Origin of the sequence: Pseudomonas brassicacearum subsp. neoaurantiaca, assembly GCF_013608025.1 — a bacterium.
GTDB lineage: Bacteria > Pseudomonadota > Gammaproteobacteria > Pseudomonadales > Pseudomonadaceae > Aquipseudomonas.
Genome location: NZ_VDLV01000026.1, coordinates 1 through 23,572, shown reverse-complemented (window position 1 = coordinate 23,572; position 23,572 = coordinate 1). Strand labels below are relative to the sequence as shown.

At 62.3% G+C, this 23,572-nt stretch carries 20 protein-coding genes and 1 pseudogene; 8 read left to right on the top strand and 13 right to left on the bottom strand.

The genetic code is table 11. The features are described 5' to 3' along the window. The first annotated feature begins 14 nt into the window (after positions 1–14). A complete protein-coding gene (locus FHK92_RS15420) occupies positions 15–1,409 on the top strand; it encodes a class II fumarate hydratase (protein WP_181288824.1) in 1,395 nt (464 codons plus the stop codon). Positions 1,410–1,580: 171 nt separating this feature from the next. On the opposite strand, the gene FHK92_RS15415 is transcribed toward FHK92_RS15420, so the two are convergent. Beyond that, positions 1,581–2,543, bottom strand: a complete 963-nt coding sequence (locus FHK92_RS15415; protein WP_181288823.1) for a DMT family transporter — start codon at positions 2,541–2,543, stop codon at positions 1,581–1,583. A 190-nt stretch (positions 2,544–2,733) separates the two neighbouring features. Here FHK92_RS15415 and FHK92_RS27790 point away from each other — a divergent pair. Then, positions 2,734–2,922, top strand: a pseudogene (locus tag FHK92_RS27790) (DUF6316 family protein); the annotation flags it as partial. 156 nt (positions 2,923–3,078) lie between these two features. Here the strand turns inward: FHK92_RS27790 and FHK92_RS15410 are convergent. Both FHK92_RS15410 and pap read right to left on the bottom strand, forming a co-directional pair. Next, a complete protein-coding gene (locus tag FHK92_RS15410) occupies positions 3,079–4,263 on the bottom strand; it encodes a thiolase family protein (protein WP_181288822.1) in 1,185 nt (394 codons plus the stop codon). A gap of 104 nt (positions 4,264–4,367) precedes the next feature. Next, the gene (gene pap, locus FHK92_RS15405) at positions 4,368–5,879 is read right to left on the bottom strand and encodes a polyphosphate:AMP phosphotransferase (protein WP_181288821.1); all 1,512 of its coding nucleotides are present in this window, start codon (positions 5,877–5,879) and stop codon (positions 4,368–4,370) included. A gap of 150 nt (positions 5,880–6,029) precedes the next feature. On the opposite strand from pap, the gene mnmC reads away from it, so the two are divergent. The 5 genes from mnmC to FHK92_RS15380 all read left to right on the top strand — a co-directional run bounded on the left by mnmC (position 6,030) and on the right by FHK92_RS15380 (position 13,899). Further along, complete coding sequence (mnmC, locus tag FHK92_RS15400) at positions 6,030–8,012, top strand: bifunctional tRNA (5-methylaminomethyl-2-thiouridine)(34)-methyltransferase MnmD/FAD-dependent 5-carboxymethylaminomethyl-2-thiouridine(34) oxidoreductase MnmC (protein WP_181288820.1); 1,983 nt, start codon at positions 6,030–6,032, stop codon at positions 8,010–8,012. A 476-nt stretch (positions 8,013–8,488) separates the two neighbouring features. Further along, complete coding sequence (locus tag FHK92_RS15395; RefSeq protein WP_181288819.1) at positions 8,489–10,261, top strand: N-acetylglutaminylglutamine amidotransferase; 1,773 nt, start codon at positions 8,489–8,491, stop codon at positions 10,259–10,261. Positions 10,262–10,264: 3 nt separating this feature from the next. Then, positions 10,265–12,010 carry an N-acetylglutaminylglutamine synthetase gene (gene ngg / locus FHK92_RS15390; RefSeq protein WP_181288818.1) on the top strand — a complete coding sequence of 582 codons (1,746 nt, stop codon included), beginning with the start codon at positions 10,265–10,267 and terminating at the stop codon, positions 12,008–12,010. 147 nt (positions 12,011–12,157) lie between these two features. After that, a complete protein-coding gene (locus FHK92_RS15385; protein WP_219916071.1) occupies positions 12,158–13,348 on the top strand; it encodes an osmoprotectant NAGGN system M42 family peptidase in 1,191 nt (396 codons plus the stop codon). Positions 13,349–13,671: 323 nt separating this feature from the next. Continuing rightward, positions 13,672–13,899, top strand: coding sequence for a YheU family protein (locus tag FHK92_RS15380; RefSeq protein WP_181288817.1), 228 nt, complete (start codon positions 13,672–13,674; stop codon positions 13,897–13,899). On the opposite strand, the gene csrA is transcribed toward FHK92_RS15380, so the two are convergent. The 3 genes from csrA to FHK92_RS15365 all read right to left on the bottom strand — a co-directional run bounded on the left by csrA (position 13,888) and on the right by FHK92_RS15365 (position 15,445). Next, the gene (gene csrA, locus FHK92_RS15375; RefSeq protein ID WP_181288816.1) at positions 13,888–14,088 is read right to left on the bottom strand and encodes a carbon storage regulator CsrA; all 201 of its coding nucleotides are present in this window, start codon (positions 14,086–14,088) and stop codon (positions 13,888–13,890) included. The genes FHK92_RS15380 and csrA overlap by 12 nt on opposite strands. A gap of 148 nt (positions 14,089–14,236) precedes the next feature. Then, complete coding sequence (locus tag FHK92_RS15370) at positions 14,237–14,569, bottom strand: YnfA family protein (protein ID WP_181288815.1); 333 nt, start codon at positions 14,567–14,569, stop codon at positions 14,237–14,239. 60 nt (positions 14,570–14,629) lie between these two features. Further along, complete coding sequence (locus FHK92_RS15365; RefSeq protein WP_181288814.1) at positions 14,630–15,445, bottom strand: SDR family oxidoreductase; 816 nt, start codon at positions 15,443–15,445, stop codon at positions 14,630–14,632. Positions 15,446–15,744: 299 nt separating this feature from the next. On the opposite strand from FHK92_RS15365, the gene FHK92_RS15360 reads away from it, so the two are divergent. After that, complete coding sequence (locus tag FHK92_RS15360) at positions 15,745–15,897, top strand: DUF3309 family protein (protein ID WP_018606531.1); 153 nt, start codon at positions 15,745–15,747, stop codon at positions 15,895–15,897. A 57-nt stretch (positions 15,898–15,954) separates the two neighbouring features. Here FHK92_RS15360 and FHK92_RS15355 read toward each other — a convergent pair whose 3' ends face one another. From FHK92_RS15355 to FHK92_RS15325, 7 genes are all read right to left on the bottom strand, one after another. Beyond that, positions 15,955–18,048, bottom strand: a complete 2,094-nt coding sequence (locus tag FHK92_RS15355) for an LTA synthase family protein (protein WP_181288813.1) — start codon at positions 18,046–18,048, stop codon at positions 15,955–15,957. A 371-nt stretch (positions 18,049–18,419) separates the two neighbouring features. Further along, entirely contained in the window at positions 18,420–19,295 is an 876-nt protein-coding gene (speE, locus tag FHK92_RS15350) for a polyamine aminopropyltransferase (RefSeq protein ID WP_030141047.1), read from the bottom strand. A gap of 299 nt (positions 19,296–19,594) precedes the next feature. Further along, positions 19,595–20,002 carry a hypothetical protein gene (locus tag FHK92_RS15345; protein ID WP_181288812.1) on the bottom strand — a complete coding sequence of 136 codons (408 nt, stop codon included), beginning with the start codon at positions 20,000–20,002 and terminating at the stop codon, positions 19,595–19,597. 14 nt (positions 20,003–20,016) lie between these two features. Further along, entirely contained in the window at positions 20,017–21,219 is a 1,203-nt protein-coding gene (gene ccmI / locus FHK92_RS15340) for a c-type cytochrome biogenesis protein CcmI (RefSeq protein ID WP_181288811.1), read from the bottom strand. Beyond that, entirely contained in the window at positions 21,212–21,685 is a 474-nt protein-coding gene (locus FHK92_RS15335) for a cytochrome c-type biogenesis protein (RefSeq protein WP_181288810.1), read from the bottom strand. The genes ccmI and FHK92_RS15335 overlap by 8 nt, the downstream gene beginning before the upstream one ends. Continuing rightward, complete coding sequence (locus FHK92_RS15330; protein WP_181288809.1) at positions 21,682–22,218, bottom strand: DsbE family thiol:disulfide interchange protein; 537 nt, start codon at positions 22,216–22,218, stop codon at positions 21,682–21,684. Before FHK92_RS15330 ends, FHK92_RS15335 begins: the two co-directional genes overlap by 4 nt. Beyond that, positions 22,215–23,572: heme lyase CcmF/NrfE family subunit (locus tag FHK92_RS15325; protein WP_181288808.1), on the bottom strand; the 1,358-nt coding region annotated here is incomplete at its 5' end. The genes FHK92_RS15325 and FHK92_RS15330, both read right to left, overlap by 4 nt.

Genomic DNA, 23,572 nt, shown 5'->3' with positions numbered 1-23,572 from the left:
AGGAGTTTGACCCGATGAGCCGTATCGAAACCGACAGCCTTGGCCAGGTTGAAGTCCCGGATGAGGCCTATTGGGGCGCCCAGACACAGCGCTCCATGATCAACTTTGCCATCGGCAACGAACGCATGCCGCTGTCGGTACTGCACGCCCTGGCACTGGTCAAGAAGGCCGCCGCGCGGGTCAATGACCGTAACGGTGACCTGCCCGCCGACATCGCCCGCCTGATCGAACAGGCCGCCGATGAAGTGCTGTCCGGCCAGCATGACGACCAGTTTCCCCTGGTGGTCTGGCAGACCGGCAGCGGGACCCAGAGCAACATGAACGTCAACGAGGTGATCGCCGGACGAGCCAATGAACTGGCGGGCAATCCTCGCGGCGGCAAGAGCCCGGTGCACCCCAACGATCACGTCAACCGGTCCCAGAGCTCCAACGACTGTTTCCCCACCGCCATGCACATCGCCGCCGCCCAGGCCGTCTACCAGCAATTGCTGCCGGCCATCAGTGAGCTGTCCGGCGGCCTCGCGGAACTGGCGGCGCGCCACATGAAACTGGTCAAGACCGGCCGCACCCACATGATGGATGCCACGCCGATCACATTCGGCCAGGAACTGTCCGCATTCATAGCCCAACTCGACTACGCCGAACGGGCGATTCGCGCCGCGTTGCCAGCCGTCTGCGAGCTGGCCCAAGGGGGCACGGCGGTGGGCACCGGGCTCAACTCGCCCCATGGTTTTGGCGAAGCGATTGCCGCTGAACTGGCGGCGCTGTCCGGCTTGCCATTCGTCACCGCGCCCAACAAATTCGCCGCCCTGGCGGGCCATGAGCCGCTGACCACGTTGTCCGGCGCGTTGAAAACCCTGGCCGTGACCCTGATGAAAATCGCCAACGACCTGCGCCTGCTGGGCTCCGGGCCTCGCGCCGGTTTTGCCGAAGTGAAACTGCCGGCCAACGAACCGGGCAGTTCCATCATGCCGGGCAAGGTCAACCCGACCCAGTGCGAAGCCTTGTCCATGTTGGCCTGCCAGGTACTGGGCAACGACGTGACCATCGGTTTCGCCGCCAGCCAGGGTCACTTGCAGTTGAACGTGTTCAAGCCGGTGATCATTCACAACCTGCTGCAATCGATCCGCCTGTTGGCCGATGGCTGCAGCAACTTCCAGCAGCACTGCATCGCCGGCCTCGAACCGGATGCCGAGCAGATGGCGGCGCATCTGGAACGTGGGTTGATGCTGGTGACGGCGCTGAATCCGCACATCGGCTACGACAAATCGGCGGAAATCGCCAAGAAAGCCTATGGCGAAGGGCTGACTTTGCGGGAGGCTGCGTTGCAGCTGGGGTACCTCACCGATGAGGAATTCGAGGCCTGGGTCCGGCCGGAAAACATGCTGGAGGCTGGCGGGCAGGGCTGAGTTTGTTGTTGTCTCAAAGGCCGCCATCGCGAGCAAGCTCGCTCCCACAGGGTCAGTGTGGACCTCAATGTTGCGTTCACAGATGAGTCCATGTGGGAGCGAGCTTGCTCGCGATGGCGCCGGCAGGCTCGACATCACCGCACCTGACAGCCACCTCGCTTCCTCCGCGGTCTAGCGGCTGACAGCCAAACGCTCCCGCCGGGCCCTGAGCCCGGCGATCAGCGATGGCCCCAACGCAACCAGCGCCGATCCCAGCACCACCAGCACCGCCCCGCCATACCCCAGCAGGTTGATCTGTTCGGCATGCACGTAATCGGGCCACCACCAGGCCGCCATCGCCACCGCGGCGAAGGTCACCAGCGGCGTGATCGCCAGGGTCGCGCTGACACGCGAAGCTTCCCAATGGGCCAGTGCCTCGGCAAACGCGCCATAGGCAATCAAGGTGTTGAGGCAACAGGCAAGCAACAGCCAGCCCTGCAGAGGACTCAGTTGCAACGCCTCCAGCGGATGGACCCAAGGCGTCAGCAACAACGCGCAGAAGAGATAGATCACCATCATCACCTGCAACGAATTCCAGACCGTCAGCAGTTGCTTCTGGCCGAGGGCATAGAACGTCCAGACGGTCGAGGCCAGCAGCACCAGCAAGACGCCAGCGGTGTAGTCGCTCAGGGATGTCAGCAACTCGGTAAGGCGTTGATTGAAGAACAGCGCGAAACCGATCAGCAGCACCAGCAAGCCGATGCCCTGCCCCACGCTGAAACGCTCCTTGAACACGAACAGGCTGGCGACCAGCAACATGATCGGGCCCATTTGCACCACCAGTTGCGCGGTGCCGGGACTCAAACGGTTCAAGCCCATCAGGTACAGCACGTAGTTGCCTACCAGCCCCAACACCGCCATCGCCACCAGCCAACCGCCACGGGGCCCGAGCACCTTGCGACTGGGCAAGCGCCTGGTTGCCGCCAGGTAGACGAAGAGCAGCCCGCCGGACACCATCAGCCGAAACCAGGTCACCGTCACCGGATCCATCACTTGCAGCACTTGCTTGAGCTTGATCGGCAGGATTCCCCACAACAGGGCGGTCAACAAGGCAAGGAATAACCCGTAGACCCAGCGACCGGACGAAATGTGCATGCAACCCTCGAAGCCAAGACATGAACGCCCATTCTAGGCCCGGATCGATCGGCGCACACAGGCACAGTTGGGCATTCGCCGCTGATGGAATTGTATGGGTCGTAGCCGTCGATCGGCTGGACAGGCGCAAATCGATGACACCACATATGCTCAATTGAAACGACCACGCAGCACTTCATGGAGACCCGAAATGCCTGGAACGCGCGCACACGATACAGACGCTCCCAAGACGATATTCCGCAGTGACCGGATCTGCAGGGTCAATGGCGAGTTTTACTTCAATACGCGCGAAGGCACCCAGGAAGGCCCGTTCGAGACTCGCGAGGCTGCGGAGCAGGAGATTGTGGCGTACATCCAGCGAATGATGCTGCTGGCCAAGCCACCGACAGAAAGGTTCGAAGCCCCCGTGGCGAGGGAGCTTGCTCCCGCTGGGCCGCACGGCGGCCCCCTTACGGTCCATCCCCAGTAACAGCGACGACTGCTTCGCAGCCGAGCGGGAGCTAGCTCCCTCGCCACGAAAGTCCAGAGGCGGCACTTATCGCACCGCCTCGAACAATCCCGTAGCCCCCATCCCACCGCCGACGCACATGGTCACCACGCCATAGCGCAGGTTGCGCCGCTGCAGTTCCCGCACCAGATGCCCCACTTGCCGCGATCCGGTCATGCCGAACGGGTGGCCGATGGAAATCGAGCCGCCATTGACGTTGTATCTTTCATTATCGATTTCCAGGCGATTGCGGCTGTAGAGGCACTGGGAGGCAAACGCCTCGTTGAGTTCCCACAGGTCGATATCACCAATTTGCAGGCCCTTGGCCTTGAGCAACCTGGGCACCGAGAACACCGGGCCGATGCCCATCTCGTCCGGCTCGCAACCGGCCACGGTAAATCCGCGGAAAAACGCCTTGGGCTTGAGCCCCAGGGCCAGCGCTTTTTCCAGGCTCATCACCAGCGTCATCGAGGCGCCGTCGGACAGTTGAGAAGAGTTGCCCGCCGTCACCGAACCGTCCTCGGCAAACACCGGCTTCAACCCGGCCAGGCTTTCGTAGGTGGTATCGGGACGGTTGCAGTCATCACGGTCGACCACGCCGTCCAGAATCTGCACGGCGCCGGTGTTCTTGTCCTCGACACGATACTTCACCGTCATCGGCACGATTTCATCGTTGAACAGCCCCTCGGCCTGGGCCCGGGCCGTGCGCTGCTGGCTCTGCAAGGCGTAGCGGTCCTGTTCCTCACGGCTGACCTGGTAGCGGCGCGCGACGACTTCGGCGGTCTGGCCCATGGGGAAATAGATCCCTGGCACCTGCTCCTTGAGCAGCGGGTTGATCAGATTGTCGGTATTGACGCTCTTCATGGTCAGGCTGATGGACTCGACGCCGCCAGCGACGATGATCTCGCTGCAACCCGAGGCGATCTGATTGGCGGCAATCGCGATGGCTTGCAGGCCCGAAGAACAGAAACGGTTGAGGGTCATTCCCGCCGTGCCGATGCCAAGTTGGGAGAGTACCGCCACGTTACGCCCGATGTTGAAGCCTTGGGCGCCTTCGTTGGAACCGGCGCCGACGATGCAATCCTCGACGCTGGCCGGGTCGATGTCGCTGCGCGCCAGCAACGCGTTGACGCAATGCGCCGCCATGTCGTCCGGACGGGTCATGTTGAACTTGCCGCGAAAGGACTTGGCCAATCCGGTCCGTACGCTGTCGACGATCACCACTTCACGCATGGCGGTACCTCATTGTTGTTATCGGTTAAGAGTGGATTCGAGGATAAATCCACCGCATAACCGAACGCGACAATCATTCACCCCGCGTATGCGTACCCATCGTGCTAGTTCTTTTTGCGCCCCTGTCTGGCCGAGCGCTCGAATGCAGCCTCCAGCGCCTCGTTGAGCGTGCGCAGCACTTTGACCCGAGCCCAACGCTTATCGTTGGCTTCCACCAAGGTCCAAGGCGAAATTTCGGTGCTGGTGCGATCGACCATGTCGCAGACCGCCGAGCGATAGGCGTCCCACTTGTCACGGTTGCGCCAGTCATCTTCGGTGATCTTGAAGCGCTTGAAGGGGATCTCCTCGCGCTCCTGGAAGCGCTCCAATTGGGTTTGCTTGTCGATCGCCAACCAGAACTTCACGACCACCACGCCGGCGTCGGCCAGTTGCTCCTCGAAGTCGTTGATTTCACCGTAGGCCCGCAGCCAATCGGCGCGGCTGCAAAAGCCTTCGACCCGCTCCACCAATACGCGGCCGTACCAGGAGCGGTCGAACATGGTGAACTTGCCCCGCGCCGGAATATGCCGCCAGAACCGCCACATGTAGGGGTGGGCACGTTCTTCCTCGGTGGGCGCGGCAATCGGCACGATGCTGTACTGGCGTGGATCGAGCGCCGCCGCGACCCGCCGGATCGCCCCGCCCTTGCCCGCCGCGTCGTTACCTTCGAACACCGCCACCAGCGCGTGTCGGCGCATCCGCTTGTCCCGCAGCAGGCCAGCGAACCGGGCCTGCTCGGTGATCAGTTGCTCTTCGTAGTCGGCCTTGTCCAGGCGCAGCCTCATGTCCAGGCTGTCGATCAGCGTAATCTGGTCATCCAGCGCCGGCAGCGGTGCCACGTTGACTTTTTCTGCCTTGGTCTTCGGCCGATCCAAGGCCTGGCGCAGGCCTTCGAGCAGAATCCGCCCGACCGCGAGGCTGCGGTAACAGGCATCGACGCCTTCGATCACGTGCCACGGCGCGTAGTCGCGACTGGTACGGCGCAGAACCCGCTCGCCGTACTTGACGAATTTGTCGTAGGTCTGCGACTGCTGCCAATCCAGCGGACTGATGCGCCAACTGTGCAGCGGGTCGTCTTTGAGACTTTTCAGGCGCGCCTTCATCTGTTTCTTGGACAGGTGGAACCAGAACTTGAAGATCAGCGCGCCTTCATCGCAGAGCATTTTTTCCAGGCGCTCGGCACCGTTGATCGCCTGGTCGAGCCGGGGGTCCTTGAACTCACCGTGCACCCGCCCCTGCAGCATCTGGCTGTACCAGTTACCAAAGAAAATCCCCATGCGCCCCTTGGCCGGCAACATCCGCCAATAGCGCCAGGCCGGTGGCCGCGCCAGCTCTTCATCGGTCTGCTGGTCGAAGGTACGCACTTCGATCAGCCGCGGATCCATCCACTCGTTGAGCAATTTCACCGTCTCGCCCTTGCCCGCGCCTTCGATGCCGTTGATCAGCACGATGACCGGAAAACGACCTTGTTGATGCAGCTCGAATTGCGCTTCGAGCAACGCTTCCCGCAGTGCCGGGACTTCGGCCTCATAAGTTTCTTTATCAACGACGTGACCGATTTCGGCGGACTCGAACATGGACAGCTCCTTCCAGGAATGGGGCAAGACTAGCGGATTGGATGCGCGCCTGCGCAGCAGATTCCTTCCGGATGCAGGCTCGTTTGCCCTGGATCAAGCAACGCCTCGCCGATCAGCTAGAATGGCGCCTTCGTTTTCACCGAGCCCGTCATGACGCCCATTCAACACCACGCCCAACTCGACTGGGATGACCAGGGTCGCCCTCGTTCCCGGGTGTTCAACGATGTGTATTTTTCCGACCAGTCGGGCCTGGAAGAAACCCGCTACGTATTCCTTGAGCAGAACAACCTCGCCGAGCGTTTTGCCGCGCTGGCAGACAACGGGCGGCTGGTGGTCGGCGAAACCGGGTTTGGCACCGGACTGAACTTTCTCTGCGCCTGGCAGCTGTTCGAGCAACGTGCACCGGCGGGGGCGCGGCTGCATTTTGTCAGCGTCGAGAAGTTTCCCCTGAGCCCCGAGGACCTGCGCCGGGCACTGGCCTTGTGGCCCGAACTCAAGGTCCAGGCTGATCAGTTGCTTGGGCAGTACGTCGCGATTCACCAGGGTTTCCAACGCATGACGCTGGCGAACGGTCGAGTCACCCTGACGCTGCTGATTGGCGATGCCCTCGAACAGTTGCCGCAGCTGGACGGGCACATCGACGCCTGGTTCCTCGACGGTTTCGCCCCGGCGAAAAATCCCGAGATGTGGACCGCCGAGCTGTTCGCCGAACTGGCGCGGCTGGCGGCACCCGGTGCCACCCTCAGCACCTTTACCAGCACTGGCTGGGTTCGGCGCCTGCTCAACGCGGCGGGTTTCAAGATGAAACGCACGCCGGGTATCGGCCATAAATGGGAGATTCTTCGCGGTGTGTTCCTCGGCTGGCCGGATCAGGCGCCTGAGCCTGCTCCGGCAAAACCCTGGTACGCCCGCCCCGCCCCGCCTGCCGGCGAGCGTCGGGCCCTGGTGATCGGTGGCGGGCTGGCCGGTTGCGCCAGCGCGGCCAGCCTCGCCGCCCGTGGCTGGCAGGTGACCTTGCTGGAGCGTCATGCCGGTCTGGCCGAAGAAGCGTCCGGCAATCCGCAAGGCGTGCTGTACCTCAAGCTGTCGGCCCATGGCACTGCGCTGTCGCAGATGATCCTCAGCGGTTTCGGCTACACGCGGCGCTTGCTCGAACACCTGCAACGAGGCCTCGACTGGGACGGCTGCGGTGTCCTGCAACTGGCCTTCGACGCCAAGGAAGCCGAGCGCCAGGCACGCTTGGCCGAGGCGTTTCCGGCAAGTCTCTTGAAGATCCTTGATCGCGATGAGGCCGAGGCGAAATCGAGCATCGGCTTGCCCAGCGGCGGCTTGTTTTACCCCGAAGGCGGCTGGGTGCACCCGCCAGCGCTGTGTCGCTGGCAAGCCTCGAACCCGGCGATCGCGCTGCAGCCACACCATGAAGTGCTGGAACTGCGCCGCGTTGACGGTCAATGGCAGGCTTGGGACGGCGAACGTTGCCTGGCCAGCGCACCGGTGGTCATCCTCGCCAGCGCGGCCGAGATCAAACGCTTCGAGCCCGCCGCCGAGCTGCCTCTCAAGCGCATTCGCGGACAGATCACCCGCCTGCCGCAAACTGCCCGCAGCCAAAGCCTGGCGACGGTGGTCTGCGCCGAAGGCTATGTGGCCCCGCCCCGTATGGGCGAGCACACGTTGGGCGCCAGTTTCGATTTCCACAGCGATGACCTGACGCCCACCGCCGCCGAGCATGCCGGCAACCTGCAGATGCTCGAAGATATTTCCGTGGACTTGGTGGATCGGCTCAACGCCCGAGCCCTGGATCCAGCACAACTGGAAGGCCGCGCGGCGTTTCGCTGCACCAGCCCGGACTACCTGCCGATTGTCGGACCGCTGGCCGACCATTCTGCTTTCATCGAAGCGTATTCGGCCCTGGCCAAGGACGCGCGCCAAGTGCCTGACACGCCGTGCCCCTGGCTTGACGGCCTGTACGTCAACAGCGGCCATGGCTCTCGAGGGCTGATCACCGCGCCACTGTCCGGCGAACTGATCGCCGCCTGGCTGGAGAACGAACCGCTGCCACTGCCGCGAAGCGTCGCCGAGGCCTGCCATCCGAATCGGTTTGCGCTGCGGGCAGTGATTCGGGGCAAGGCCTGACACATTCTCCTGTGGGAGCGAGCCTGCTCGCGAAAGCGGTGGTTCAGACGGCACAGAGGCCGGGCATGCTACTAACGCTGTTCAGTTAAGAAAAACGATGGCCTCGTGGCGAGGGAGCTTGCTCCCGCTGGGTCGCGAAGCGGCCCCAAACTGCCGAATGCGGAGCTGCAGATACACCGCATTTGCCGGTTTTACGGCTGCTTCGCAGCCGAGCGGAAGCAAGCTCCCTCGCCACAGGTGTTCAGGCGACCTAAAAGGAACGGCGCCACGGGCATGCGACAGCTTTCGCGAGCAGGCTCGCTCCCACAAGGTCAGGCTTTCCCTGGATAAATGCCACAAGCCACACGGCCCCCGCCCGTCGGCTTATAACGCATCGATATAAAACTCACAGCAATCCCACCGGTCAGTTTCAGAGTACCCGCCCTTTCGACGGGTATGGCTTGACCCCTCCCCAACGGAAAAACCGGTAAGGACTTATGTGCGGATTAGCTGGAGAGTTACGTTTCGATCAACAACCTGCGGACCTTGCGGCCGTAGAGCGCATCACCCATCACCTGGCTCCTCGCGGCCCCGACGCGTGGGGTTTCCATAGCCAGGGGCCAATTGCCCTCGGCCATCGACGCCTGAAGATCATGGACCTGTCCGACGGCTCGGCCCAGCCGATGATCGACAATCACTTGGGCCTGTCCCTGGCGTTCAACGGCGCGATCTACAACTACCCGGAACTGCGGGCCGAACTCGAAGGCCTGGGCTACGCCTTTTATTCCGGCGGCGATACCGAAGTCTTACTCAAGGGTTATCACGCTTGGGGCGAAGCGCTACTGCCCAAGCTCAACGGCATGTTTGCCTTCGCCATCTGGGAGCGCGACGCCAAGCGTCTTTTCATCGCCCGCGACCGACTCGGCGTGAAGCCGCTGTACCTGTCACGCAACGGCCAGCGCCTGCGCTTTGCCTCGGCGTTGCCAGCCTTGCTCAAGGGCGGCGACATCAACCCGGTGCTCGACCCGATCGCCCTGAATCACTACCTCAATTTCCATGCGGTCGTCCCGGCGCCTCGCACCTTGCTGGCCGGCGTCGAGAAATTGCCGCCGGCCACCTGGATGCGTATCGAGGCGGACGGCAGCACCGAGCAGAAAACCTGGTGGACGTTGCCCTACGGTCCCCGGCCCGACGAGCAGAACCTCAACCTGGAAGACTGGATCGAACGCGTGCTGGACAGCACTCGCGAAGCCGTCGCCATTCGCCAACGCGCCGCCGTCGATGTCGGCGTGCTGCTGTCGGGCGGTGTGGATTCAAGCATGCTCGTGGGGCTGTTGCGTGAGGTCGGTGTTGACGACCTGTCGACGTTCTCCATCGGTTTCCAGGACGCAGGCGGCGAGCGCGGCGACGAGTTCCAGTATTCGGACCTGATCGCCAAGCACTACGGCACGCGTCATCACCAATTGCGCATCGACGAGAAAGAAATCATCGAACAGTTGCCCGCGGCGTTCCGCGCCATGAGCGAACCGATGGTGAGTCACGACTGCATCGCCTTCTACCTGCTGTCGCGGGAAGTGGCCAAGCATTGCAAAGTGGTGCAAAGCGGCCAGGGTGCCGACGAACTGTTCGCCGGTTATCACTGGTACCCGCAGGTCGACGGGGCGAGCGATCCGTACGCGGCCTATCGCGCGGCCTTCTTCGACCGCACCTATGAAGAATATGCCGCCACCGTGCAGCCCAAGTGGCTCACCGCCAACGACGCGGCCGGAGACTTCGTCAAGGAACACTTCGCCCAACCGGGTGCCGATGCCGCAGTCGACAAGGCCTTGCGCCTGGACAGCACGGTGATGCTGGTGGACGACCCGGTCAAGCGTGTCGACAACATGACCATGGCCTGGGGCCTGGAGGCGCGCACACCGTTCCTCGACTACCGGCTGGTGGAGCTTTCCGCCCGGGTACCGGCGAAATTCAAGCTGCCCGACGGCGGCAAGCACGTGCTCAAGGAAGCCGCCCGCCGGGTGATCCCGAGCGAGGTCATCGACCGCAAGAAAGGCTATTTCCCCGTGCCGGGTCTCAAGCATCTGGAAGGCGACACCCTGGCCTGGGTCCGTGAACTGCTGCTGGATCCGAGCCAGGATCGTGGCCTGTTCAACCCGACCATGCTGGACCGTTTGCTGACCGACCCCAACGGCCAACTGACGCCGTTGCGCGGTTCGCGGCTATGGCAATTGGCGGCGCTGAACCTGTGGCTCAGCGAGCAAGGAATCTGATCGATGAAACCCCATACAACCCTTCACAACCAACGACTCTTGCGCGGCCAGCCGCCGTCCTACGAGCGCTTGCAGGCGCGGCTGGCCGAAGACGGCAGCGAATTGGGCGCCGACCCCATCGCGGTGCATTGCGGCTGGGGCCGGCTGTTGATCGGCCATACGTTTCCCGACCCGGCGAGCCTGGCCCGAGAACTGCTCAACGAACAACCCGGCGAGCGTGACATCGCCCTGTACGTGGCCGCGCCCCAGCAGGTCCTGGGCCTGGAGCCGACGCAACTGTTCCTCGACCCCTCCGACACCCTGCGCCTGTGGTTCAGCGACTACCGGCAAGCCACGCGGGTGTTTCGCGGCTTTCGGATTCGTCGTGCCCAGAGTGGCGATGACTGGCAAGCCATCAATCAGCTCTATCAGGCTCGCGGCATGCTGCCCATCGACCCGCAACGATTGACACCACGGCACCAGGGCGGCCCGGTGTACTGGCTGGCCGAGGACGACGATACCGGTGCGGTGATCGGCAGCGTGATGGGCCTCAATCACCAGAAAGCCTTCAACGATCCGGAAAACGGCAGCAGCCTCTGGTGCCTGGCGGTGGACCCGCACTGCCCACGTCCCGGCGTGGGTGAAGTGCTGGTGCGCCACCTCATCGAACACTTCATGAGCCGGGGCTTGAGCTACCTCGACCTGTCGGTGCTGCACGACAATCGCCTGGCGAAAAACCTCTACGCCAAGCTCGGTTTCCGCAATCTTTCGACCTTTGCGATCAAGCGCAAGAATGGCATCAACCAACCGCTGTTCCTCGGTCCCGGCCCCGAAGCGGAATTCAATCCCTATGCCCGCATCATCGTCGAAGAGGCGCACCGCCGCGGCATTGAAGTGCAGGTGGATGACGCCGAGGCTGGGCTGTTCACCCTGGTGCATGGCAGCCGCCGGATTCGCTGCCGGGAATCCCTGAGCGACTTGACCAGTGCGATCAGCATGACGTTGTGCCAGAACAAGAGCCTGACGCACAAGGTGTTGAAGAACGCCGGCCTCAATCTTCCGGCACAACAACTGGCGGGCAATGCCGATGACAACCTGGCCTTTCTCGACGAGCACGAGCGCGTGGTAGTCAAGCCGCTGGACGGCGAACAGGGTCAAGGCGTTGCGGTGGATCTGCGCACGATCGAGGAAGTGCAGGCCGCCATCGAAGCCGCCAAGCGCTTTGACAGCCGCGTGCTGCTGGAGAGCTTCCACGAAGGGCTGGACCTGCGCATTCTGGTGATCGGTTTTGAAGTAGTCGCGGCAGCAATCCGTCGTCCTGCAGAAGTGATTGGCGATGGTCAGCACAGCATCGGCGCGCTGATCGAAGCCCAGAGTCGGCGACGGCAAGCGGCGACGGGCGGCGAGAGCAAAATCCCCATGGACGCCGAGACCGAGCGGACCTTGCGGGCCGCCGGCCATGACTACGACAGCGTGCTGCCAGCGGGCGAACATCTCTTCGTGCGGCGCACGGCGAACCTCCATACCGGCGGCGTACTGGAAGATGTGACCGCCATCCTTCATCCGACCCTGGCCGATGCGGCAGTGCGTGCTGCACGAGCGCTGGACATCCCCATGGTCGGCCTGGACCTGCTGGTCCCCGCGGCTGATCAACCGGAATACGTATTTATCGAAGCCAACGAGCGCGCCGGCCTGGCCAACCACGAACCGCAACCCACCGCCGAGCGTTTTGTGGATTTGTTGTTTCCCCATAGCCAGGCGGTGACCTGAGGTCTTTGTGGCGAGGGAGCTTGCTCCCGCTGGGCCGCTAAGCAGCCCTCCTGACTAGCCCGAAAGCATGCGACTGCTTCGCAGTCGAGCGGGAGCAAGCTCCCTCGCCACGGGGTCGCTCTTTCCAATATTCCGCGAGGAGTTTCCATGATCAGTAAAATTCCCGAACCGGACCTCGAATACCTGCAAAAAGTCCTGTTGGAAATGCTCGCCATTCCCAGCCCGACCGGTTTCACCGACACCATCGTGCGCTATGTCGCCGAGCGGCTCGAAGAGCTGGGCATCCCTTTCGAAATGACCCGGCGCGGCACGATCCGCGCGACCCTCAAGGGCCGTAAAAGCAGCCCCGACCGCGCGGTGTCGGCGCACCTGGACACCATCGGCGCGTCCGTCCGGGCGATCAAGGACAACGGCCGCCTGACATTGGCCCCGGTGGGTTGCTGGTCGAGCCGGTTTGCCGAGGGCAGCCGGGTCAGCCTGTTTACCGACACCGGCGTGATTCGTGGCAGCGTGCTGCCGCTGATGGCATCCGGTCACGCCTTCAACACCGCCGTGGACGAAATGCCCATCAGTTGGGACCACATCGAACTGCGCCTGGACGCCTACTGCGCTACCCGCGCCGATTGCGAAACATTGGGCGTGGGCATTGGCGACTACGTGGCCTTCGATCCCTTGCCGGAGTTCACCGAAAGCGGCCATATCAGTGCCCGGCACCTGGACGACAAGGCTGGGGTCGCCGCGCTGCTGGCGGCGCTAAAGGCCATCGTCGACAGCGGCGAAGAACTGCTGATCGACTGCCATCCCCTGTTCACCATCACCGAGGAAACCGGCAGCGGCGCGGCGGCTGCCCTGCCCTGGGACGTCAGCGAATTTGTCGGAATCGACATCGCCCCGGTCGCCCCCGGCCAACATTCCAATGAACACTCAGTGAGCGTGGCGATGCAGGATTCCGGCGGCCCGTATGACTATCACCTGTCACGGCACTTGCTGAAGCTCGCCAAGGAAAACGAACTGCCGGTGCGCCGCGACCTGTTTCGCTATTACTTCAGCGACGCCCATTCGGCGATTACCGCGGGCCACGATATCCGTACAGCCCTGCTCGCCTTCGGTTGCGACGCCACCCACGGCTACGAACGCACCCACATCGACAGCCTTGCCGCGCTCAGTCGCCTGCTCGGCGCCTATATCCTCAGCCCACCGGTGTTTGCCAGCGACGCACAACCGGCCCAAGGGTCCCTGGACCGATTCAGCCACCAGATCGAACACGATGCGCAGATGGAGAGCGATACCCGGGTGCCGTCGGTGGACAGCTTGATTGGGCAGCGCTCGGATAGTTGACCAACATGTCACCGCCCGGCCTACGCCATCGCGAGCAAGCTCGCTCCCACAGGAATCAGAGGTCGACACTTATCCTTCGATCAACCCGGGTTACTGTGGGAACGAGCCAGCTCGCGAAGACGGCGGCACATCCAACATCGAGGCAAGCTGACCAACCGCTTTCGCGAGCAGGCTCGCTCCCACAGGAGGCTTTCAGTGCGACTCGAGGCCCTGTGGGAGCGAGCTTGCTCGCGATGAGGCCAGGATAGACACCGCAAAACCCGGGCTAGCCGCTACAGTCCATCCGCCGTAGCATGCGCCCAATTGTCTAGCGGAGCCCTGTCATGCTGATCCCACACGAGCAACTCGAAGTCGATACCCTCACCCGCCTGATCGAGGATTTCGTTACCCGCGACGGAACTGACAACGGTGATGACACCCCGTTGGAAACCCGCGTCCTGCGAGTCAGGCAAGCCCTGGCCAAAGGCCAGGCCATGATTGTCTTCGACCCCGAGAGCGAACAGTGCCAGTTGATGCTCAAGCACGATGTGCCCAAGCATCTATTCGACTGAACACCCCTTGCGTGCGGCCCGGGCCTTTTGCTTCTGGATCTTCTCGTAGATTTCGGATCGGTGGACATCGACGTGCCGTGGCGCTTCCACGCCGAAGCGCACGGTACTCCCATTGACCGATAACACGCGGACAGAAATGTCATCACCGATGGAAATCAGCTCACCAATGGTGCGGCTTAATACGAGCATGGTTTTTTTCCTTAAGAAGGTCTGGACTTCGACCATGCCCGGTGAATTTTCCATGCACAAGATACCGGCGATAAATCAGTAATCCCCTACAAACAGGGACCCCAATGCCTGAAGGAAATGTCCTGCAAAAACCCGATTTTGACCTGATTTATGGTCCCGCGAATCGCGGGCCGAACAGAATGACTCCTGCCCCCAACACACAGAGGGCGACGCCAATCCAGTCGGAACCCAACGGTCGCACACGCTCCACCACCGCCAACCAGCCGATCGACGCGACGATGTAGATCCCGCCGTAGGCGGCATAGGCACGACCGGCGTAAGTGGCTTCGATACGGGTCAATAACACGGCGAACAGTGTGAGACTGAGCAGTGCCGGCGCGATCCACCAGGCGCTCTTGCCCTGGCGCAACCACATCCAGAAGGCGTAGCAACCGGCGATCTCGAAGAGTGCGGCGAGAAAGAACCAAAGGTAATTGAACATGGGGAGTGGTCCATCAGGAAGGCACGAGGGCGCAATCCTGATGGATGCCGGGAACGCAGGTCAACTCAGGTTCTGGCGGGCCTTGGCGCGCATTTTGTCAGCCATGGCGGCCATTTCATCGTAGAGCGACTGTGGGTCTTTCTGCTTCATCGCCCAGGCCGCGCGCCCCTGTTCGTGGGGCAGGATCATGAACTGCCCTTCGGCGACATGCTGGTAGATATAGTCGGCAATGTCAGAAGCCGTGATCGGCGAGCTTTCCAGCAACTTCCCGACCTGGGCTTTCATGGCCGGGGTCGGGCCGCGGAAAGAGTCCAGCAAATTGGTCTGGAAGAATGACGGGCAGACCACGTGCACGCCGATTTCCTGCTGCGCCAGTTCAATCAACAGGCTTTCCGACAAGGCCACGACGCCGGCCTTGGCGACGTTGTAGTTGCTCATGGCGGGGCCTTGCATCAGGGCCGCCATGGAGGCGATGTTGATGATTTTGCCGCGACTTTTTTCCAGCAGCGGCAAGAACGCCTTGCAGCCCTTGACCACGCCCATCAGGTTGATTGCGATCTGCCAGTCCCAATCCTCCAGGGACAGCTCGCTGAAGAACCCACCCGACGCCACGCCGGCGTTGTTGACGATAATGTCGATGCCGCCGAGCTTTTCCTCACAGGCTTGGGCGAACGCCGTGAGTTGGCTGTAGTCACGGACATCGCAGCGTTGGACGAACCCGTCGCCGCCCGCTTCGCGTACCAGCCTGAGGGTTTCCTGGAGGCCTGGCTCACTGACATCCGACAAGGCCAGGTGCCAGCCTTCGCGAGCCCAGCGCAGCGCGATTTCGCGGCCCAGGCCTGAGCCGGCACCGGTGATCATCATGCGATTTTGCATAGGGAAACAGCCTTGTTGTTCCGGGAGAGATAGGCCGAGTATAGCGAAGGCCCCGGCCCGACCCACGCTCCATCAGATTGCTGAATGGCGGGGGCAAACCATGGGAGGTCTTGAAGTCATGCCTTGGACTCAGTGGCGACTGCATGGCAATGCGCTGTCGCTATATCGAACGACAAAAAAACTTTGAATTTTTTACAGGACGTTACGGTCGGACTTTATAAGCCGCCCGGATTTAACGCATGCGCGCTGGCAGTTGAAAGTTTTAATCACTGATGAACTGACCAATAAGGAAATCAACAATGGGCACTATTCTAATCATCATCCTGATCCTCCTGCTGATCGGTGGCCTGCCGGTCTTCCCACACTCCAGAAGTTGGGGTTACGGGCCGTCCGGTATCATCGGCGTAGTCTTGGTGGTGCTGTTGATCTTGCTGTTACTTGGCAAGATATAAATCCCAAGCGCAAAAAAAAAGAGGCCTTCAAGGCCTCTTTTTTTATTCACCGGAATATCAGTCCGGCTTGCCGTCAACAACGCCAGCGGTGTTATCCAACAGGCTCTTCGTGGCGGTTTGCAGGAACGATTCGAGTTGGGTTTTCATCTCGCCAGTTTCCGCTGCGTCCGGGATGATCTCGGCCCGCGGATTGGCGCCCAATTCATAGCGATACATCTTGGGTGCCATTTCCTTTTCTTTGGGCAGTACCAGGATCTTGTCGTCGCGGATGATCGCGGTGGTCTGTTCGCTGCCAGACGGCTTGATCACACCGAAACCTGTATCGCCTTGCGGCAGGTTCAGCAAATCACGGCCCCAGCACTGGTTGCGTACTTGCCCGCCGATCCGGCCCATGATGGTCGGGACGATATCCACCTGGGTGCCCACGGTGTGATTGCGCTGGCCGAACTTTTCCTGGACGCCAGGCCCGATCAGCAGCATCGGCACGTTGAAACGGCCCAGGTCCATTTCGGTGATCTGGCGCTCGTTGCCAAAGCCATGGTCGCCGACCACCACGAACAGGGTTTCCTTGAAGTAAGGTTCCTTGCGCGCCTTCTCGAAGAACTGGCCCAGCGCCCAGTCGGAATAACGCATGGCGGTCAGGTGTTCGTTCAGGCTGCCACGGTCAGTGACCCGCTCCACCGGCAACGGCGTAGGCAGCGCGTAGGGCGTGTGGTTGGACAGGGTTTGCAACAAGGCATAGAACGGCTTGCCGTTTTCCCGGGCCTTGAGCTCGATCAGGCCACGGTCGAACATGTCCTGGTCGGACACGCCCCAGGTCGGATCGGAGAACACCGGGTTCACGAAGTCGTTACGGCCGATGAACGTGGTCATGCCCTGGCTGCTGAAGAAACCCGACTGGTTGTCCCAGGCAAAATCGCCGTTATAGACATACACGTCGTCGTAATCACGAGCGCTGAGCAGTTGCGGCAGGCCCGACAGCTTGTGGCTGCCTTCCGGCGTCTGCATCAAGTATTCGAAACCCGGCAGGTTCGGGAAGCACGCCATGGTGGCGAACATGCCCTGGTGGGTGTGGGTGCCGTTGGAGAAAAAGCGGTCGAACAGCAGGCCTTCCTTGGACAACTTGTCCAGGTAAGGCGTGATGTTGCCCGGCGCGCCCAAGGCGCCCACCGAGTGACCGGCCATGCTTTCCATCAGGATCACGACCACGTTCTTGATCGGCAGCGTCTTGTCGGTCGGCGGCGTGTAGTCGCGGCGCACCGCGGCGGTCTCGGTGTCGACGAGTTTATCGTCAGGCAGCACCAGCATGTTGCGCACGGTCTGCTGCGCCAGCGGCTGCTCAAGGGTGGCTTTCCAGATGTTGTCACGGTCTTCGGACATCCGGCTTTTGGCCGCAGCCACCAGGGACAGCGTGCCATTGAGGCCCAACTGATTGGCGAAGTTCGAATCGGTGGTGTAGACATCGCCCCAGCGCAAGGGCGGACCTTGGCGCAAGGTGCCACGAGCCGCGACCACGGCCACCAGCAGGCAAACCATGAACACTGCAATACGCGCGTACCACGGAGCGATCTGGCGCGTACCGATGCTGCCACCGCTGAACGGCCCGCGTGGGCGAGTGGCACGGTCGGCGCCCTTGAACGCCAGGCTGAGGATGATCGTGCCGCCGGCCCAGGCCAGCAGATAGCGCACCACCGGGAAGCCGTACCAGAGCATGCTCATCACGGTTTTCGGGTCTTCCTTGACGTATTGGAAGACCAGGCCGTTGAGGCGCTGGTGGAACTCACGATAGAAATCCATCTCCATCAAGCCCAGGAACAGCGCGATGCTGGAGGTGACGGTCAACCAGAAACGAAAGAACCCACGTGCCGCCATGGCCCGCGCACTGAACAAGGCCAGCAGCAACGGAACGCAAAGATAGACAACCAGCCGCAGGTCGAAACGCAGGCCGTTGACAAACGCTTCCACGAAGGTCGAGGCCGGCGTGTCGAGGATCATCTGGCGGTTGTAGACCAGCAGCGCCACGCGCAGCAGGCTGAACATGATCATCATCACCAGGGCACAGAGCAACGTGTAGGCCAGGTGCGATTTGACGGTCGGTTGCAGCAGGCGATGCGTGGTGCGCTGCTGACTCAGGGCGTCCGGGATTGCCATGTCGTTTGAGGACCTATTGAAGTGGGGTCAAAAGTAGGAGTTACAGCGCGCCCTCTGTCGAGCCATTCAAGGCCGGGGCTTGCGCGAAAGCGAAGATCTTGCACGAACGGTCATGGCATTGCCATTAAATAACCGGGCAATAAAAGCGCGAAGGATTGTCCGCAAGGTTTTGTGAAAATTTCGTTCAATGAATATTTTGGCAACACAAAAGTGCCACAGCGCACTTGTGGCGAGGGAGCTTGCTCCCGCTGGGCTGCGAAGCAGCCCCCAGGGTCTGTCTTACACACCAAGTTGCCTGGACATTTGTCGGGGGCCGCTTCGCGACCCAGCGGGAGCAAGCTCCCTCGCCACAGAAGCAACTGTCGCCGGCGTCAGTCGTTGCTCGGCTTGTTGATCGCCTGCAACACATACTGCGGCATGGCGAACGCGCCGATGTGAATCTCGGGGTTGTAGTAGCGCGTCACGATGCCGCTGCCGATGAACCGCTCGCGCAGGGTTTCACGGGACAGCTTGCGGTAGGCCGTGTCGGTCGAACCCCAGGCGAAGGTCATGGCGCCGCCGATGTAGGTCGGCACGGCGGCCTGGTAGAAATGCCAGTCGGCGAACAGCCCACGCAGGCGTCCGGCGGTGGTCTGGACTTCGCCCAGTTGCATGAACGGCGTGCCGTTCTGGGTCACCAGGATCCCGCCCTCGTTCAGGCAACGGCGGCAGGCCTGGTAGAAGTTTTCCGAAAACAGCACCTCGCCCGGACCGATCGGGTCGGTGGAGTCGGAAATGATGACGTCGAATTTTTCCTCAGTGGTGGCGACGAAGCGCATGCCGTCGTCGATCACCAGGTTCAGGCGCGGGTCGTCGTAGGCGCCCTTGGAGTGGTTGGGCAGGAATTCCTTGCACATGTCCACCACGGTGCCGTCGATTTCGACCATGGTGATGTGCTCGATGCCGGCATGCTTGGTCACTTCCCGCAGCATGCCGCCGTCGCCGCCACCGATGATCAATACACGCTTGGCCGCGCCATGGGCCAGGATGGGAACGTGAGTCAGCATCTCGTGATAGATGTATTCGTCGGCTTCGGTGGTCTGGATCACGCCGTCCAAGGCCATGACCCGGCCCATGCGCGGGTTTTCGAAGATCACCAGATGCTGATGTTCGGTGCGTACTTCGTGCAGCAGTTTATCCATGCGAAAACGCTGGCCGTAGCCTTCGTAGAGGGTTTCCAGGTAATCGCCGGTCGGGGTGGTCGTCATGGTCAAATGCTCCAATCAATACGCGGTTGGCCAATGAGGCTCGCAAAGGCGCGCATTCTACGACGCTAGGGATGACAGGTCGAACCTCAACTGTCTGGACGGCACATTGCAGCCTTTGTGGCGAGGGAGCTTGCTCCCGCTGGCCCCCGTAGGAGCTGCCGAGCGAAGCGAGGCTGCGATCTTTTCAATGACACTCGAATCCCAAGCAAAAGATCGTCCGAACGCGGCCCGAGGCTTCGCCAGCTCCTACAGGCCCAGCGGGAGCAAGTTCCCTCGCCACGGGGATCCGCAGTAAGGCTTCAGTGAAACTTCTGCCCCAGCCCTGCCGGCACGCCTTCGATGGTGGTGTCTTCCCACGGCCCGTTCGGGCTGACGGAGCGACTCCAGCCGTTGTTCCAGCGGTAATAGGTGCGTTGGCGATAGAACGTATTGGTCTGGTTATCCAGTACGTAGACCCCGAGCTTGGCATCCCAATGGCTGTTGCCACCCGGCGGCGGGGCGAAACTGGCGGAGGTGCGCGGCACAGGCTTGGACGGTTTGTTCGGGGTTACCGGTTTACCGGGCGCCGTCGACGGAACGGGCTTGGTGGTCGGTGTCGAGGGCGGGATGGGGGGCAGCGGCGCTGAAGGCTCGGACGGGCGCTGGACCGCACAAGCGCTCAGCCCCAGGACGAGCGTGAGCAGGGTGATACGAGCGATGGCGGTCATGGGGCGTGTTCCTGTCATTGGTCCGGAGTGTCGATGGTTAGTTGTTGCGGCGCGGTGGTGCTGCTCGCCAAGGGTTGGCTGCGACCGATCCACTCACCGGCGGTTGGCTGACCGGCCCGGGAGATGCGTGCCACCAGTTGGACTTCCGGGAAGTTCGACAGTTTCAGTTGCGGCATCATTGCGTCCGCGTCGCCCAGCTCGACGCTGGCCGGCAGGTCGGCGACGGTCAGGCGCTTGGCCGCCAGCGGTGCCGGCGGGCCGGAAACCGCGCGGGCAAAAATGAACACACTGTCCCCCGGCTGCACCTTGGCCTTGAGCGAAGGGGCCAGGTCGACACGAACCTTGAGCAGTGCCGCAGTCTTGGCTGCCGGCGCTTGGGCGACTTTGCCGCCACTGGCCTGCAGCTTTTCAGTGGCGCGGGCGATGCCACCCTGCAACGCTTCACGGGATTTATCGCCTTCAGGCAATTGCGCCAGCAGGCGGCCCCAGTAATCGATGGCGTCCTGGTAGCGCTCGCCTTCGAACGCGGCGATGCCCAACAGGCCCAGGCTTGTGACTTCCTTCGGATCGAGTTTCAGTGCCTCGTCGGTCAACGCCTGGACCTTGTCCGACCATTTCTTGCCATCAGCGAAATATTGCGCCTGGGCCCATTGGCCCAACAGCTCCGGCTGGCGACCTGCGACCGCCACGGTGCGTTCGAAAATCTTCGCCGCGTCCGCCGGCCGATCCTGGGCCATGTAGGTCCGGCCGAGGAAATACAAGCCCTCGGCGGAGTCCGGCTGCGCCGCCACCGCACGCTCCAGGCGCAAGGTCATTTCTTCCATCGACTGCGGCGCCTGGGCGAACTCGCGAGTCAGCTCGACTTTGTCGCTGGCCCCGAAATGCAGGTACAGCGCCAGACCCAGCACCGGCACCAGCACGGCGGCGAGCAGCGGCAACGGCTTGCCCAGGCGCGATTCACGCGGCGCATCGGCACCCTCGGTGTCGGCCAGCAGTTCCCGGGCGGCCTCAGCGCGACCGGTGTCCAGTTGCGCGGCGTTGAGCACGCCCTCCTCCCGCTCGGCCTGCAATTCGGCGACGCGCTCCTGATACAGCGCCACGTTCAGCGCCGTGCGGTCTTCTTCCAATTGGGCGCGGCGGCCACGCAACACGGGGATCAACAGGAAACTCAGGGCAATCAGGAGAAGCAGTCCTGCGGCGAGCCAGAAATCAATCATGCTTGGTTTTATCCAACAGTTGGTCGAGGCGCTGGCGCTCTTCGACAGAAAGCGTGTCCGGGGTGGCGCTGCGCTGCACCCGACGGCGGCGCACGATCACCGCGATGACCACGAAACCACCCAGCAGCAGCCCGGCGGGGCCGAACCAGAGCAGCGCGGTCTTGGACGTCAGGGCCGGGTTGTAGCGCACGAACTCACCGTAGCGATCCACCATGAAGTCGATGATCTGCTGGTTGTCCTTGCCCTCGCCGAGCATGCGGAAGATTTCCTTGCGCAAATCAGCCGCGATCGGCGCGTTGGAATCGGCGATGTCCTGGTTCTGGCACTTGGGGCAGCGCAGTTCCTTGGTCAGGTCGCGAAACCGCTCGCGCTCGGCATCGTTGGCGAATTCGTAGGTATCGATGGCGGCGTGGGCCACGCCCGCCAGGCTCAAGCCGAGAACGGCAGCGGCTAACCAGCGCTTCATGGCTTGGCCTCGTCCACCAGGGCCTGGTATTTGGCGGCCAGTTTCTCGCGCCAGACCTGCTCGTCGATCACACCGACGAACTTGTCGCGAATGATGCCCTTGGCGTCGATGAAGAACGTTTCCGGCGCCCCGTATACACCCAGGTTCAGGCCCAAGGTGCCTTCTTCGTCGCGGATGTCCAGCTGATACGGGTTGTGGAACTCGGCCAGCCACTTCAAGGCGTCGGCATTGACGTCCTTGTAGTTGACGCCATAGATCACCACGCCGTTCTGCGCGAGCTTGTTCAACACCGGGTGCTCGACCCGGCAGGAAATGCACCAGGTGCCCCACACATTGACCAGCGCTGGCTTGCCCAGCAAGTCGGCGCGGGCCAGGGTCTTGTCGCCTTGCACCGACGGCAGGGAAAACTCCGGGAATGGCTTGCCGATCATCGCCGAAGGCAGCTCCGACGGGTTCAGGAACAACCCCCGATAAAGGAACACCGCAACGAGCAGGAACAGCGCCAGCGGCAATACCATCAACCAACGTTTCATGCAGTGGCTCCTGTTGCACCCAGGGCTTCACGCACCCGAGCCTTCACTTTGACGCGATAACGCCGATCCAGCGCCGCCAGTACTCCGCCCAGGCCGGTGAGCAAGCCGCCGAACCAGATCCAGCGCACGAACGGCTTGACGTGGACGCGCACCGCCCAGGCGCCATCGCCCAGGGATTCGCCCAGCGCCACATACAGATCGCGGGTGAAGCCGGCGTCGATCCCGGCTTCGGTCATTACGGAGTTCTGCACGGTATAGAGACGCTTCTCCGGGTGCAGCACGGTAATCTCCTCGCCGTTGCGGATGACCCGCACGGTGCCTTTGTCGGAGGTGAAGTTCGGCCCCTCGAAATGCTTGGCGCCCTCGAAGACGAACTGGTAGCCGCCCAGGTCCATGGATTCGCCCGGCGCCAGGCGCAGGTCACGCTCGGCACTGTTCTGGCTGGACAGCACCACGCCGAGGGCGCAAACGGCGATGCCCAGGTGAGCGAGCTGCATGCCCCAATAACTGCGCGTCAGGGTTGGCAGGCCCTTGATCAGGCCTTTATGGCGGGTCTTGTCGAAGATGTCTCGAACACCGGCCAGCAACACCCAGGCCGCCAGCACGAAGGTCGCCAATACTGCCCAGTTGAAATCGCCATAGGCGATGCCAGCCACCACGGCCAGGGCAGCCGTGCCCAACAGCACTGGTGTGAGCATGCCCACCAGCCATTTGACCGGCGTGTCCTTCCAGCGCACCAGTACACCGACCGCCATCACCGCCATCAGGATCGCCATCAGCGGAATGAACAGCGCGTTGAAGTACGGCGGGCCGACCGACAACTTGGCGCCGGACAGCGCGTCGAGTACCAGTGGGTACAGGGTGCCGAGCAGAATCATCGACGCGGCCACCACCAACACCAGGTTGTTGCCCAGCAGCAGGGTTTCCCGGGACCAGAGGTTGAAGCCGACCTGGCTCTTGACCACGGGCGCACGCAGGGCGAACAGCGTCAGCGAACCGCCGACCACGAACAACAGGAACATCAGGATGAACACGCCACGCTCAGGGTCCGAGGCAAAAGCGTGTACCGAGGTCAGCACGCCGGAGCGCACCAGGAACGTCCCCAGCAGGCTGAGGGAGAATGCCGCGATGGCCAGCAACACCGTCCAGCTCTTAAACACGCCGCGCTTTTCCGTGACGGCCAAAGAGTGAATCAGCGCCGTACCGACGAGCCATGGCATGAAGGAAGCGTTTTCCACCGGGTCCCAGAACCACCAGCCGCCCCAGCCGAGTTCGTAGTAGGCCCACCACGAACCGAGGGTGATGCCGATGCCGAGGAATGCCCAGGCGACGATGGTCCACGGACGCGACCAGC